Consider the following 13,720-nt stretch of genomic DNA (forward strand, 5'->3'; position numbering starts at 1 on the left):
ATACCAAAAAAAGTAAGATTCTATTACCCAAAAGGCCGATTTTGTAGTATAATAGTACAGTGTGAAAAAATCTGAAAATGAGAAAGGATAAGGGATATGAAACAAGTTTTTCTCTCTACAACAACTGAATTTAAAGAGATCGATACGCTTGAACCGGGTACTTGGATCAATCTCGTCAATCCGACTCAAAATGAATCACTGGAAATCGCTAATGCCTTCGATATTGATATTGCCGACCTTCGAGCACCGCTCGATGCGGAAGAAATGTCTCGTATTACGATTGAAGACGAGTACACCCTGATCATTGTAGACGTGCCGGTCACAGAGGAAAGAAATAACCGCACCTACTACGTAACCATCCCGCTTGGTATTATCATCACCGAGGAAACCATTATCACTACGTGTTTGGAACCTCTACCAGTCCTTGATGTCTTTATCAACCGTCAATTACGTAATTTTTATACCTTCATGCGTTCGCGTTTTATCTTCCAGATTCTCTATCGTAATGCAGAGCTTTATCTAACAGCCCTTCGTTCAATTGACCGCAAGAGTGAACAGATTGAAAGTCAACTGCATCAATCAACTCGAAATGCAGAATTGATTGAACTCATGGAATTAGAAAAAACCATCGTCTATTTCAAGGCCTCTCTCAAAACAAATGAGCGTGTAATTAAGAAATTGACCAGCTCAACCAGCAATATCAAGAAATACCTTGAGGACGAAGACCTGCTTGAAGATACCCTGATTGAAACCCAACAGGCCATCGAAATGGCGGACATTTATGGAAACGTCTTGCACTCTATGACAGAGACCTTCGCCTCTATCATTTCCAACAACCAGAACAACATCATGAAAACCTTGGCCCTTGTGACCATCGTCATGTCCATCCCAACCATGGTCTTTTCTGCCTACGGGATGAACTTTAAGGATAATGAAATCCCCCTAAATGGCGAGCCACATGCCTTCTGGTTAATCGTCTTTATCGCCTTTGCTATGAGTGTCTCGCTCACTCTCTATCTCATCCATAAAAAATGGTTCTAAGAGGAGTTCCTATGTCTCAGATTGATCTACAAAAATTAACTAAGAAAAACCAAGAATTTGTCCACATCGCTACCCAACAATTCATCAAAGATGGAAAAACAGACGCTGAAATCAAGACTATTTTTGAGGAGGTTATTCCCAAAATCCTTGAAGAGCAAGCCAAGGGTACGACTGCTCGTTCCCTCTATGGTGCACCAACTCATTGGGCTCATAGTTTCACTGTCAAAGAACAATATGAAAAAGAGCATCCAAAAGAAAATGATGATCCAAAACTCATGATTATGGACTCAGCTCTTTTCATCACTAGCCTCTTTGCCCTCATCAGCGCCCTCACAACTTTCTTTGCGGCAGATCAAGCTTTCGGCTACGGTTTGATTACTCTCCTATTAGTTGGACTGGTTGGTGGATTTGCCTTCTACTTGATGTACTACTTTGTTTACCAATACTATGGACCAGATATGGACCGCAGTCAACGTCCACCTTTCTGGAAATCTGTACTGGTTATCCTAGCTTCTATGTTCCTTTGGTTGCTTGTCTTCTTTGCAACAAGCTTCCTACCAGCTAGCCTTAACCCCGTACTTGCTCCAGTACCACTGGCTATTATCGGAGCAGGCCTCCTAGCCCTACGCTTCTATCTCAAGAAACGCTTGAACATCCGTAGCGCAAGTGCAGGACCAACACGCTATTAAGAATATAGAAAAAAGCAACTGCAATGCGGTTGCTTTTTCACTTACTTTTTTGATTTTAAAGTATTCTTCTGGCATCCCACATAGTTTTCTCTTATCTTTTGTGATAAAATAGGCTCAATCTATTTCTAGGAGGATGAGATATGATTTCTACTATTGGTATTGTTAGTTTATCTAGTGGCATTATCGGAGAGGATTTTGTCAAACACGAAGTGGACTCGGGTGTCCAACGTCTCAAGGACTTAGGACTCAATCCTATCTTTTTGCCACATTCGTTAAAAGGATTAGACTTTATCAAGAACCATCCTGAAGCTCGTGCAGAGGATTTGATTCATGCCTTTTCTGATGATAGCATCGACATGATCCTATGTGCCATCGGTGGAGACGATACCTATCGCTTGCTACCTTATCTTTTTGAAAATGACCAACTCCAAAAGGTTATCAAACAAAAGATTTTTTTGGGCTTCTCGGATACAACCATGAACCATCTCATGTTGCATAAACTAGGAATCAAGACTTTTTACGGTCAATCATTTCTAGCAGACATTTGTGAATTAGACAAGGAAATGTTAGCCTATAGCCTTCACTACTTTAAAGAATTGATTGAGACGGGAAGAATCTCAGAAATCCGCCCTAGCAATGTTTGGTATGAGGAACGAACTGATTTTAGTCCTAAAGCTCTGGGAACACCTCGTATCAGTCATGCAAATACCGGTTTTGAATTATTACAAGGAAATGCCCAGTTCGAGGGAAAAATACTCGGTGGTTGCCTCGAATCCCTCTACGATATCTTTGACAACTCTCGATACGCAGACAGCACGGAGCTCTGCCAAAAATACAAACTTTTCCCTGACTTGTCAGACTGGGAAGGAAAAATCCTCTTGCTAGAAACAAGCGAAGAAAAGCCTGAGCCGGAATACTTCAAAAAGATGTTGCATACTTTAAAGAACACTGGTATATTTGAGGCCATCAGTGGACTACTGGTCGGAAAACCTATGGATGAAACTTTTTATGACGACTATAAAGAGGCACTATTGGATATTATTGACAGCAACATCCCGATTGTTTATAATCTGAATGTCGGCCACGCAACTCCAAGAGCAATTGTTCCCTTTGGAGTCCACGCTTATGTAGATGCACAGGAGCAAATCATTCGCTTTGACTATGACAAATAAAGCTGGGAAGAATTTCTCAGCTTTTTTCTATATTCTCAGATATTTTAATTACCTATACTCACTAATTCCTGCTTTTCCACTCACAATCGTTCTCGTGGTCATCGACTAACCCTGCAGCCTGTAGAAAAGACAAGACAGCGACTGGGCCTGTGAACTTGAAGCCTCGTTTTTTGAGATCTTTGGCTAATTTCTCAGACAGAGGTGTTTTAGCAGGGGCTTGGCGGTAATCGGGAACATCGTTCACGATCGTTTTCCCTTCAACAAAAGACCAAAGATAGGCATCAAAAGAGCCATATTCTTCCTGTAGTCGTAAAAATGCTTGGGCGTTGGCACGTGTCGCAAAAATCTTGGCTCTATTTCGGATGATAGCTGGATTCTCCAGCAAGGCTTCCAGTTCGACATCGATCATCTCTGCGACTGCTTGAATGTGATAGCCATGAAAGGCTTCTCGGAAAGCTTGTCGTTTGTTTAGTACCGTTTCCCAAGACAGGCCTGCCTGATAGGTTTCCATACACAACAACTCAAACAATGCTTGGTCATCATGGAGGGGCTGCCCCCACTCCTCATCATGATAGGCGATGTAGAGCGGATTGGTCATCTTGACCCACGAACAACGTTTTGTCATGCTCTGCTCCTATTTGACCAACATTTTAAGGGCCGACTTGATATAGTTCTCAGCTGTATCTGTCGTTCCTTCGAAGAATTTTTTGATTTTCTTGAGCTCTGTTGCCTTGTAGCCCAGTGCCAGCATGGCTTCCATAGCTTCTTCCAATTCTTGGTTTTCAGCACTTGCTTGTACTGCCACCTTGGCAGGAAGGTCATCTCCTGCAACTACTACTTTGCCTTCCAAGTCCAACACCATCTGCTGGGCTGTTTTCTTGCCAATTTTAGGGAATTTGGTCAAGTAGCTGATGTTCTTGGTTTCAATGGCTTGAACCAAGCCAGCATTGTCATCAGCAGCAATAATAGCAAGAGCTGATACAGGACCAATCCCAGATACCGAAATCAGACTGAGAAAAAGCTTTTTCTCGTCTTCTGAGCGAAATCCATAAAGCAGATGAGCGTCCTCACGCACGACTTGATGCACATAAATTTGAGCTTCTTGGTTGACTTGTCCTGAGTAGGCATAGGGATTGGCCACATGCAGAATGTAGCCGATACCGTTAGCTTCAAGAACAATGTATTTAGCAGTGATTTTGGTAATGATTCCTTTTAAATATTCGTACATAGTTTTCCTTTTAGTTTAATATTTCCCCAACTCACGGAGACTGGTGTGATTTTCCTGAATGCGTCGGAACATCTTTTCCATATCTGACTTGGTAAAATGCACCAAAACCGGACGTCCGTGGGGACAGTTATAGGGATTGTCACATTGAGAAAGTTGATAGAGGAGTTGTCTAGCTGAATGGTCATCGATACGATGGTTAGCCTTGATAGACCGCTTGCAGGACATCATGATAGCCAGCTCTGCTCTGTATTTCTTGATCGAAACTTCCTTGGTCAAGAGTAGCATGTCGCACATTTCATAGATACCTGACTCGATTTCCTCCTCTGCCATCCAAATAGGATGTTCACGCAGGATAAATTGATTTTCTCCATACTCTGCTAGAAAGACGCCCACTTCCTCCAAAAGTGCCATTCTTTCCTTGAGACGAAGGGCATCATCCGCTGGAAATTCAAAGATATAGGGCACTAGGAGTTGCTGCTGGCTCTGGTCAACATTACCAATGCTTTCACGGTACTCCTCGTACTTAACCCGTTCCTGAGCTGCATGTTGATCTATGATGTAGAGCCCATCTCGCCCTTGGGCAAAGAGATAAGTCCCGTGCATTTGTCCGAAAAATTCCAGCTCTGGGAAACTTGATGATTCTTCGCGCTCCAGTTTATCATAAGCCTTATCAAGACTAGCTAAATCTAACTCTGGGTGATCTAACTGATCGTAGTTAGCAAGCTTTCTCTCTGCAAAACGGAGTTTAGCTGGTTTGGTTATCTGCTCTAGGGTTTCCTTGGCAAATAGGGTCAAATCCTGTCCTTCATCAGTTAATTCTACCTGATTGTCTGCCACCTCAGCTTGTGTCGGTCTGGTCGGTTCATTTTTTTCATAATAGAGCGTATTTTCTCTCAGTGGCAAAGTCGTTTGCTCCACCTTTTCACGATTGCGAACCGCAGATTTGGCTAGATTTTCCAAGGCATCTGGAATCAAGGTTTGCTCCTTGAGACTATTAGAAATAGCTTCTGAGACCAGCGTCATCAGTTCTTTTTCCTTAGAAATCCGCACCTCTTGCTTGGTTGGATGTACATTGACATCCGCTAAATAAGGGTCGATATGAATGTGAATGACAGCCAGTGGAAAACGGCCTACCATGAGCTTACTGCCATAACCGTCTAGAATTGCACGATTGAGCAAGAAGTTCTTGATATAACGACCATTGATGAAAAGACTGATATAGTTGCGATTAGCCCGAGTTAACTCAGGCAAGGACACAAAACCTGAAATTTCGAAATCTAGGTCAGAATTCTCAATTTCAATCATCTTCTTGGCACTGGCTAAACCGTAAATCCCGGCGATAGCTTGGCGCAGTTGACTTGTTCCCGCTGTTCGTGTCATTTCCTTACCATCACTAATCAAGCTGAAAGAAATCTCAGGATGGGCCAAACCCAGACGATTGACAATATCAATGATATGAGACAGCTCCGCTTGCTGGCTCTTCATATACTTGAGGCGGGCAGGCGTGTTGAAAAAGAGGTCCTCTACACAAACCTTGGTTCCCACAGGACTAGTCGCTGGGACGACTTCTTCGACTTCTCCTCCACGAGCGACAAGCTTAGTCCCATGACTCGCACCATCCACCGCCGTCAACAAAGTCAAGACACTAACAGAAGCGATAGAAGGCAGGGCTTCACCACGAAAACCAAGCGTCCGAATCCGAAAAAGATCTGCTTGATTTTTTATCTTACTGGTCGCATGGCGACGCAGGGCCAATTCCACCTCATCGTGGGCAATTCCATGACCATTATCTGTGATTTGGATTTTCTTGAGACCAGCCTCCTCAATCTCAATGATAATCTGACTAGAACCCGCGTCAATAGCATTTTCTACCAGCTCCTTAACAACACTAGCTGGACGCTCAATGACCTCTCCAGCCGCGATTTGGTTTGCCAGCACCTCTGGCAATTCAATAATATGAGACATTTTTCAGCCCCTTTCCGTATCTATTTTCCTAGAAGTTGATTAGTGCTATTATACCATATTTCAGATAGGACAGAAAAGCAAGCGCCACATAGGAGCCAAATCCCTCCACATAGACAAAGTCCCTTGCACGGGGGCATAAAATAGTGTTTAATAAAGGTGTACAAGAAGTGATCACAATTTTGTATGAAAAACAAGGAGAGAAATTTATGAAAGTAGAACTACAGATTAGTGAAACTTACGAAGAGGAAAAGCTGATTGTCCAAGCACCTCAGCCGACAGATAAAGTCCAGAAAGTCATCGAGTTCGCAGAAAATCTGGATCTAACAGAAAAAATCAAAGGGAAAATCGATAATCAAGTCTATCTCGTTGAGATTAGTAAGATACAACGCTTCTATACCGAGAATCGGAAGGTTCTAGCAGAAACGGCTAGCCAGACCTACACTATTGATTTGCGCCTCTATCAGGTCCTTGAAATTCTGCCAACCAATTTTATCCAAATTTCCCAATCTGAAATCGTCAATATCGACGCCATCTCCCATCTCAAGCTTACGCCCAACGGTCTGGTAGAAATTTTCTTGAAAAACGAAAGCTTCACCTACTCTTCACGCCGTTATCTAAAAACCATCAAGGAGAAATTAGAACTATGAAAAAACAAGTATTTCACGACGCAGCCGCCGGTGTTTTTATCGGCCTCGTCCTCTCTATCATCTTTTCACTCATTTATGCACCAAGTACTTATGCCCCACTAAATCCCTACTCTCTCATCGGCCAAGTGATGGCTCAGCATCAGGTTCACGGCGCCCTGGTCTTGCTCTACTGTACTCTTATCTGGGCAGCCATCGGTATTCTCTTTAGTTTTGGCAATAGCTTGTTCAAACGTGACTGGAGCTTGCTCCGTGCGACTCTGACTCATTTCTTCCTTATGCTGGCTGGCTTTGTCCCACTAGCAACCCTAGCAGGTTGGTTTCCTTTTCACTGGATCTTCTATCTCCAGCTCATATTTGAGTTCGCAATTGTCTACCTCATCATTTGGACTATTTCCTATAAAAGAGCATCAAAAAAAGTGGACCATATCAATCAACTTTTGGAGCATAGAAAATAGGAACCTCATAATAAGCAAAGCCGGGAAAGAAACTTCTCGGTTTTGCTTTATCTTGCTGCACCTTGCTATCATAGCAGTTATTTGCAGATCTTCTTTGTAAATTTTCTGTAATTTTCTATCTTTTTTCAAAATATTCTTGCATTTTCTCAAAGTTTTTTGTAGAATATAGATTATATATCCAGATTATTCTGAAAATTCAAAAAGGAGTATCTATCATGTCGCAAGCTATTTCGTTAAATCAATCAACCTGGACAAGTAAACTAAAAGCAATGGGACCAGGAATCCTGATGGCTTCTGCCGCTGTTGGCGGTTCTCACATTGTATCCTCTACTCAAGCTGGCGGTTCTTACGGTTGGTCTCTACTTTCCTTGGTCATCTTAGCCAATGTCTTTAAATATCCATTTTTCCGTTTTGGTGCTGAATACACTGCTGATACTGGAAAGACTTTGGTTGAAGGTTATGCCGAAAAAGGAAAATTCTATCTCTGGATTTTCTTTATCCTCAATATCTTTTCGGCTATGGTCAACACCGCTGGTGTCGCCATTCTATGCTCAGCTATCATCGCCAGTGCCTTCCCAATGATCGGTCTCAGCATCACTCAGTGGTCCCTCATTCTCGTTGCAATCATTTGGGCTATGTTGCTCTTTGGAGGCTACAAACTCTTAGACGGCATGGCAAAATGGATCATGTCCGCTTTGACCATTGCAACTGTTCTTGCAGTTATCATCGCGGCGGTCAAGCATCCAGAATACAGTTCGAATTTTGTCGAGAAAACACCTTGGCAAATGGCAGCTCTACCCTTCATCGTTTCACTCTTAGGATGGATGCCCGCTCCTATTGAAATTTCAGCTATCAATTCACTTTGGTCTGCTGAAAAGAAAAAGACCGTCAACTTTAACACAGAGGACGCTCTATTTGACTTTAACGTTGGTTACATTGGAACAGCTATCCTAGCTGTGTTCTTTGTAGCACTGGGAGCACTGATTCAATATCCTACAGGGCAGGCAGTTGAAGCAGCTTCAGCCAAATACATCTCTCAATTCGTGGGCATGTATGCCTCTGTTCTTGGCGAATGGTCCCGCTACTTGATTACCTTTATTGCCTTCCTGTGTATCTTTGGAACAGTTATCACTGTTATCGACGGCTATTCTCGTGTCAATCAGGAATCTCTTCGACTACTAATCCGTCAAAAAGAAGACCATAGTAAATCTTTGAAGATCTGGATGACCATCACTGCTATTATCGGTATCGTCATTATCAGATTCTTCGCTGGTCAGGTTTCAACCATGCTCCGCTTTGCCATGATTGGGTCTTTCTTGACAACACCATTCTTTGCTCTTTTGAATTATGCCTTGGTAACGCGTGAAAACAAAAATCTGCCTTCTTGGCTCAAACACCTTGCCATTGCAGGATTGATTTTCCTCTTTGGCTTCGCCATCTTCTTTGTCTACGCACTCGCCATCGGAAAAGCAGGATAACTAACACGCACAAGATGAATATCAGGTTTCATTTCAAGAGAAAATTCAGCAAATATTTCTATGATAAAAAGCATAAGAATAAGGTTTTGAAGACCTGAACTTATGCTTTTTTACGTTCTCAAAGACTGTTTATACTCCAAAAAGTTGAACAACTTCAACCACCTCTTATAAGAACTTTATACTCTTCGAAAATTTCTTCAAACCACGTCAGCTCTATCTGCAACTTGCGACTAGCTTCCTAGTTTGCTCTTTGATTTTCATTGAGTATTAATTCTCCTTTTCCAACTCATACAAATCTGCAATAATTGCTGCGACACGTTTGATGTCTCCCAGCATGCCTCGCATTTCAAAGTCAGCCAAGACAGGGAAGCCAAAACGTTGACTGTATTGCTTGGCTGTCAGGCAGTATTGGTTATTAAAGTTACGATTGCCTGAACCAACCACACCAAAACACTTACTAGCATTATCACCATAGGCGATGAAATCTCCCACTGGTGTCGTCAAAATCTCGACATCGCCGTTATCCACACCATTCCCACCTTCTAAGTAGGTCGGTAAAAAAGCGACATAAGGATGGTCCATTTCATAGAAATCTTGGCCGTCCTTGACCAAATCCTTGATATGAATCTTTTGAACCTCAATTCCCTCGTACTGGGACAAGAGATAGTCTTTCAAGCGCGTCACAAAACTCTCAGTGTTGCCGCTCAGACTGATATAGACTAAAGAAATTGACTTCATATGTACCTCCATGATTTTATCTATAATCGAAAAAGAACTATCAAGATTGTAACTTGATAGTTCTTTTTTGTCAATACTTAGGCAAACTCTCCTGTTTCCTCTTCTTCCGCCAAGTCTTTTTGCTGACGCCACATCTTGTAAAAGACAAGGCCTAGGAAAAAAACATTGATGACGATATAGAAAATGCTAACAGCTTTTGAACCAATACTTATTCCTAAACGCATAGTCTCATCTTGAACCAACTGCACAGCATCTTGTAAAGTCACATAGCTATAAACTGAACCAATAATAGCTAACAAAACATAGCCAACGTAAGTATAGTTTGCATATTGCAAATTCTTACGAACAAGGAAGACAATCGCTACTACCACTAAAATAGCAGACAGCACAATCAAGGCAACATTAAAAATAGAATGAGATGCTTCTGCTACTCTATAGCTATAATTAATGCTATCTTCTACCTGCTGAGCACTGACCCCTTCAACTTGTTTTTGAGCAGCACGCAGGGCTTCTTTACTAGGTAAAGGACTCAAAATTCCAAATAGAGACGTAGCTGAAATAAGGGCAGACAAGATTAGCAAGACCCATAGATAAATTGGTTTCTTTTTCATAATAGAACCTCCTGATATTATTATCGATATTATAGCACTTTTTGTAAAGGGATACAAATATTATAGTGTGGTTTCTACCTGTTTTCGGTAGGCTTTTGGCGATTTTCCGCACAATTTTCGGAACACTTTATAGAAATATCCAACATTACTGTAACCAACAGCATAACAAATATCTTCGATGCTATCACTAGTTGAAAGTAAGAGTTGCTGGGCAGCCTTAATGCGTTGTTTGTTTAAAAGCTCTGCGAAGGTCGAATTAGTTTCTCGCTTAATCAACTGTCCCAGATAGACAGGATTGATAAAAAGATCCTTACTGATATCCTTGAGAGAAAGTTCTTTCTGATAATCACGCCCAATGACTTCTAGCACACTGACCACATTTTCATTCATTCGATATTGCCCAAAGAATCGGGTCAAAGTTTCCTTGATATAAGAAACCAATTCATCGAAGGTTTGAATAGCATGAATCGTTTTGACAATGTCCATCATATCATCAGCTTTGAGATGTTCAAACAAGTGGAATACATCCATGACAAACTGGATAAAAAGCTGTTTGGTTATCGGCACACGCGGTGTATTTTCAAGAACCACCTTCTCCAAGAGATTCAACTCTTCTACGATTTGATTGAGATTCCCCTGAATGATAACCCTATAAATCGGTTCGTAATAAGCAAAGAGACTCTCAGACTGTTTTAGATTTACAGAGCCGTAAAAGAGGGCTTTCTCAGCATTCAGCTTCCAGCGTTCAAAGTGTTCTTGATAGGGAGCTTCAAAAGGGGTAACGACTAGCCCATCTAGGGGTTGATCAGAAATAAAAATCTGCCAGTCTTGACCCAAGACATAGTAAGGAATGGTGAAGGAGCCTTGTTTTTCCTTGGATAGGCCTATCCACCAATTCTCCTTATCCCCTAAATAACTAACAAATCCAGCCTCATCTAAATCTTGACTGAGGGTCTGACTTTTCTTTCCTCTCTCGCCGAGCTGACCTGCAATCTTCTCCAGCAGATTTCCCAACTCTACCTTATCGACAGGCTTGACCAAATAGTCCACCACACTAAGGTTCATTGCTCTTTTTACGTAATCAAATTCCTGATAACCTGAGAGCAGGATATAGGCGGCATCTGGTAATATTTCTTTCATTTCTCGAATCATGTCAAGCCCTGTTTTGTCGGGCATGTTGACATCGGAAATGACCACATCGACAGGATTTTTCTGAACATATTCTAGGGCTTCATCGGCATGACTGGCTGTTGCGACGACCTCCATATCCCACTTATCAAAGGGAATCAAACGTTTCAGACCTTCTGTCACCATGTACTCATCATCTACTAATAATACTTTATACATTTTCTCCCTTTCTACTCATCTTGAATTGTAATGCGATACTGAACACCTGCTTGCTCTGCCGACTCTACAGTAATAGCATAGCGGTCCCCAAAATAGAGCACAAAACGCTCATGGACATTGACAATCCCGATAGACTGCCTTTGGGTACTATAGCTGGCATGGTGTTCAAACTGTCTCTGACTTAATTTTTCTCGAATACTTGCCAGCTTTTCAGCCGACATCCCACGACCGTTATCTATCACTAAAATTTCCACAAAGCCATCTTGTTTAAGAGCTTTAATGCTAATCACATTATCTGTCCGTCTGTGGTCAACACCATGCGCAAAATAATTTTCTACCAGCGGTTGCAAGGTAAACTTAGGAATCTTCATATTCTCTAACTCTGGGTCTATCTTGAAACCATAGGCAATGGACTTGGGATAGCGAACCATGCAGAGATAGCTGTATTTACGACAAAATTCTAATTCCTGTTTGAGAAGGGTCTCTCTTTCGTCGGAGATATTGTTACGCAAGAGACTACTGAACTCATAAATGATATCTGCCAACTCATCTTGACTCTGCATAACTGCATACATGCGCAAGAACTCCAGCGTATTATACATAAAATGAGGATTAATTTGAGCCTGTAGAGCTCGCATGTTGGCATCTTTTTGACTGAGTTCTAACTGATAAATATCATGGATATTTTTTTCTAATCGATCCAACATATCATTGGTGGTCTCTGCGATTAGGAGCAATTCCTGATCCTTTTCAAGTGTGTCAATGCGAAGACCTTCCTCTCCTTGAGCAATAGCTTGAATAGAATCCACCAAATCTACTACCTGCTTTTGGTAATTCGCAAAGGTCTGCCTCAAAGTCAGATAGAGAATAACAATAAAGAGAAGGCTCAAGCCCACAATCAAAGCAGAGCTAGCCACTGTTCCTTGTAAAACAAAATTTTTAGGAACTGCCACCTGAACCTGATAACCATGAGAAGTCACACCGACAAACCAGTTCTCATGTTCCCTATCGACCCTCTCACCAATATGAAAAATCTCCGTATCAAAAGGTGATATCACGGTAACAGCCATTGGAATATGACCTCGAGTATTGTCAATGGCATGGTACAATATTTCTGGATCCAAAGAGATGTATATTACTCCTATAGATTGATCTGTTGCTGGGTCCAGAACAGGAATTCCAAAACTATTGGCCTCCGGTTTAAAGGCCTCCGCAGGCAAGATATACCCACTTCTTTTATTCCTTGTTGAAACATAAACTTCTTTAAAGTCCTGCAGGACGATTGCAACACCCGTTATATAGTCATTTTGGACATAAAGATCATCAATATTTTCATACAGCGATATAGAAGTTGACGAAGCTGTTTGATGTTCCAACAGCCAATAAAAATAGTCAGAAGTCGACAGGCTAAAGTACTTATAAACCCCTTGTATCCGGTCTTGATTGGCTACTAAATTTTGCGCAAGTTGGGCTGACTCGCGATAATAATATTCCACCTCTTCAACTGTTCGAGTAGTTACACGCTGGGCTACTTTCTGAGCTTCCTTTTCCCGTGAATCCCAGTCAGCATAGGAGAGCAAGATTGCAAAACTCGCAATAATAATCATCATAACTGAACTGTAGGTTCTTAGAAGCGTATGTAGCCAAAACTGCTTCATTCTATTTTGTCGCCAATTTTTCATGGATACTTTCATAGACCGGTTCCAACATATCACTGATAAAGAAATGCCACATCCCAATTCCTACAAAGAAGAGAAGAGCAGGCATATAATAACCAATTGCCACAAGTAGCACTGTCCCAAGGAGAACCTTGGCCACAGCCGCTAAGCTCATAAAGATGCCAATCAAGGATAGTTTGAGACTATTTCGATAGGACAAGTCAAAATAAACTTGTAATTTCAAATACACTGTATAGGCCAAAAAAAGCAGTGCGACTACTAGGAGATTCAAAAGAGTGGCTATCAAATGAATAATGGTCTGATGAGGTAACTGCACCAAGAGATACAGGCCATAGATTAAGACTAGATCCACCCCTAAAAAGCTATAGAAAATCAGGTTGCTTGAGACAAAATTTTGCTTATAAAGAGACCAAGCCTCCTTCAAGCTGTATTCCCGAAAGCTATAACCATGTTCTGCATATAGGCTCATCAAGGTGGTACTAGCCGGCGCTAGACCAAGGATAATCCCTCCTGCTAATGTTAGTAGCCAAAAGAAGGCTGTCGTAATCATCCCTAAAAAGAAACGATTAAAAACAAAGTCTAAAAATCTCCCCATGATATCCCCCTAAAAATAACTATGACACTATTATATCATATTTCAAGCGTTTTCAAAAACATAGACTATCCATTT

The 13,720-nt window shown here is 41.6% G+C and carries 14 protein-coding genes; 6 read left to right on the forward strand and 8 right to left on the reverse strand.

The window, feature by feature from the left end:
* Positions 1-96: 96 nt before the first annotated feature.
* From D2908_RS01980 to D2908_RS01990, 3 genes are all read left to right on the forward strand, one after another.
* Positions 97-1,041 (forward strand): magnesium transporter CorA family protein, encoded by a 945-nt coding sequence (locus D2908_RS01980; protein ID WP_117304440.1) that lies wholly within the window; start codon positions 97-99, stop codon positions 1,039-1,041.
* A gap of 11 nt (positions 1,042-1,052) precedes the next feature.
* Positions 1,053-1,730, forward strand: a complete 678-nt coding sequence (locus D2908_RS01985) for a DUF1129 domain-containing protein (protein WP_117304442.1) — start codon at positions 1,053-1,055, stop codon at positions 1,728-1,730.
* Between the two features lie 140 nt (positions 1,731-1,870).
* The gene (locus tag D2908_RS01990; RefSeq protein ID WP_117304444.1) at positions 1,871-2,902 is read left to right on the forward strand and encodes a S66 peptidase family protein; all 1,032 of its coding nucleotides are present in this window, start codon (positions 1,871-1,873) and stop codon (positions 2,900-2,902) included.
* 61 nt (positions 2,903-2,963) lie between these two features.
* On the opposite strand, the gene D2908_RS01995 is transcribed toward D2908_RS01990, so the two are convergent.
* From D2908_RS01995 to mutL, 3 genes are read right to left on the reverse strand one after another with little or no spacing between them, the layout of a single operon-like run.
* Positions 2,964-3,527 carry a DNA-3-methyladenine glycosylase I gene (locus D2908_RS01995; protein WP_117304446.1) on the reverse strand — a complete coding sequence of 188 codons (564 nt, stop codon included), beginning with the start codon at positions 3,525-3,527 and terminating at the stop codon, positions 2,964-2,966.
* 9 nt (positions 3,528-3,536) lie between these two features.
* The gene (gene ruvA, locus D2908_RS02000) at positions 3,537-4,130 is read right to left on the reverse strand and encodes a Holliday junction branch migration protein RuvA (protein ID WP_117304448.1); all 594 of its coding nucleotides are present in this window, start codon (positions 4,128-4,130) and stop codon (positions 3,537-3,539) included.
* A 15-nt stretch (positions 4,131-4,145) separates the two neighbouring features.
* Entirely contained in the window at positions 4,146-6,095 is a 1,950-nt protein-coding gene (gene mutL, locus D2908_RS02005) for a DNA mismatch repair endonuclease MutL (protein ID WP_117304450.1), read from the reverse strand.
* A 206-nt stretch (positions 6,096-6,301) separates the two neighbouring features.
* Between mutL and D2908_RS02015 the strand changes: the two genes are divergently transcribed.
* The 3 genes from D2908_RS02015 to D2908_RS02025 all read left to right on the forward strand — a co-directional run bounded on the left by D2908_RS02015 (position 6,302) and on the right by D2908_RS02025 (position 8,675).
* On the forward strand, positions 6,302-6,742 hold the full coding sequence (locus D2908_RS02015; protein ID WP_117304452.1) for a LytTR family DNA-binding domain-containing protein: 441 nt from the start codon (positions 6,302-6,304) through the stop codon (positions 6,740-6,742).
* The gene (locus D2908_RS02020) at positions 6,739-7,197 is read left to right on the forward strand and encodes a DUF3021 domain-containing protein (RefSeq protein WP_117304454.1); all 459 of its coding nucleotides are present in this window, start codon (positions 6,739-6,741) and stop codon (positions 7,195-7,197) included. The genes D2908_RS02015 and D2908_RS02020 overlap by 4 nt, the downstream gene beginning before the upstream one ends.
* A gap of 215 nt (positions 7,198-7,412) precedes the next feature.
* Positions 7,413-8,675 (forward strand): NRAMP family divalent metal transporter, encoded by a 1,263-nt coding sequence (locus D2908_RS02025; RefSeq protein WP_117304456.1) that lies wholly within the window; start codon positions 7,413-7,415, stop codon positions 8,673-8,675.
* 267 nt (positions 8,676-8,942) lie between these two features.
* Here the strand turns inward: D2908_RS02025 and nrdI are convergent, their stop codons facing one another.
* From nrdI to D2908_RS02050, 5 genes are all read right to left on the reverse strand, one after another.
* Positions 8,943-9,413 (reverse strand): class Ib ribonucleoside-diphosphate reductase assembly flavoprotein NrdI, encoded by a 471-nt coding sequence (nrdI, locus tag D2908_RS02030; protein ID WP_117304458.1) that lies wholly within the window; start codon positions 9,411-9,413, stop codon positions 8,943-8,945.
* Positions 9,414-9,490: 77 nt separating this feature from the next.
* On the reverse strand, positions 9,491-10,024 hold the full coding sequence (locus D2908_RS02035) for an ABC transporter permease (protein WP_117304460.1): 534 nt from the start codon (positions 10,022-10,024) through the stop codon (positions 9,491-9,493).
* A gap of 60 nt (positions 10,025-10,084) precedes the next feature.
* Entirely contained in the window at positions 10,085-11,371 is a 1,287-nt protein-coding gene (locus tag D2908_RS02040; RefSeq protein ID WP_117304462.1) for a response regulator transcription factor, read from the reverse strand.
* Between the two features lie 11 nt (positions 11,372-11,382).
* Positions 11,383-13,053, reverse strand: coding sequence for a sensor histidine kinase (locus tag D2908_RS02045; protein WP_346426288.1), 1,671 nt, complete (start codon positions 13,051-13,053; stop codon positions 11,383-11,385).
* Positions 13,031-13,645 (reverse strand): YesL family protein, encoded by a 615-nt coding sequence (locus D2908_RS02050; protein WP_117304466.1) that lies wholly within the window; start codon positions 13,643-13,645, stop codon positions 13,031-13,033. The genes D2908_RS02045 and D2908_RS02050 overlap by 23 nt, the downstream gene beginning before the upstream one ends.
* Positions 13,646-13,720 lie beyond the last annotated feature (75 nt).

This window comes from Streptococcus sp. LQJ-218 (genome assembly GCF_003428885.1).
Taxonomy (GTDB): domain Bacteria; phylum Bacillota; class Bacilli; order Lactobacillales; family Streptococcaceae; genus Streptococcus.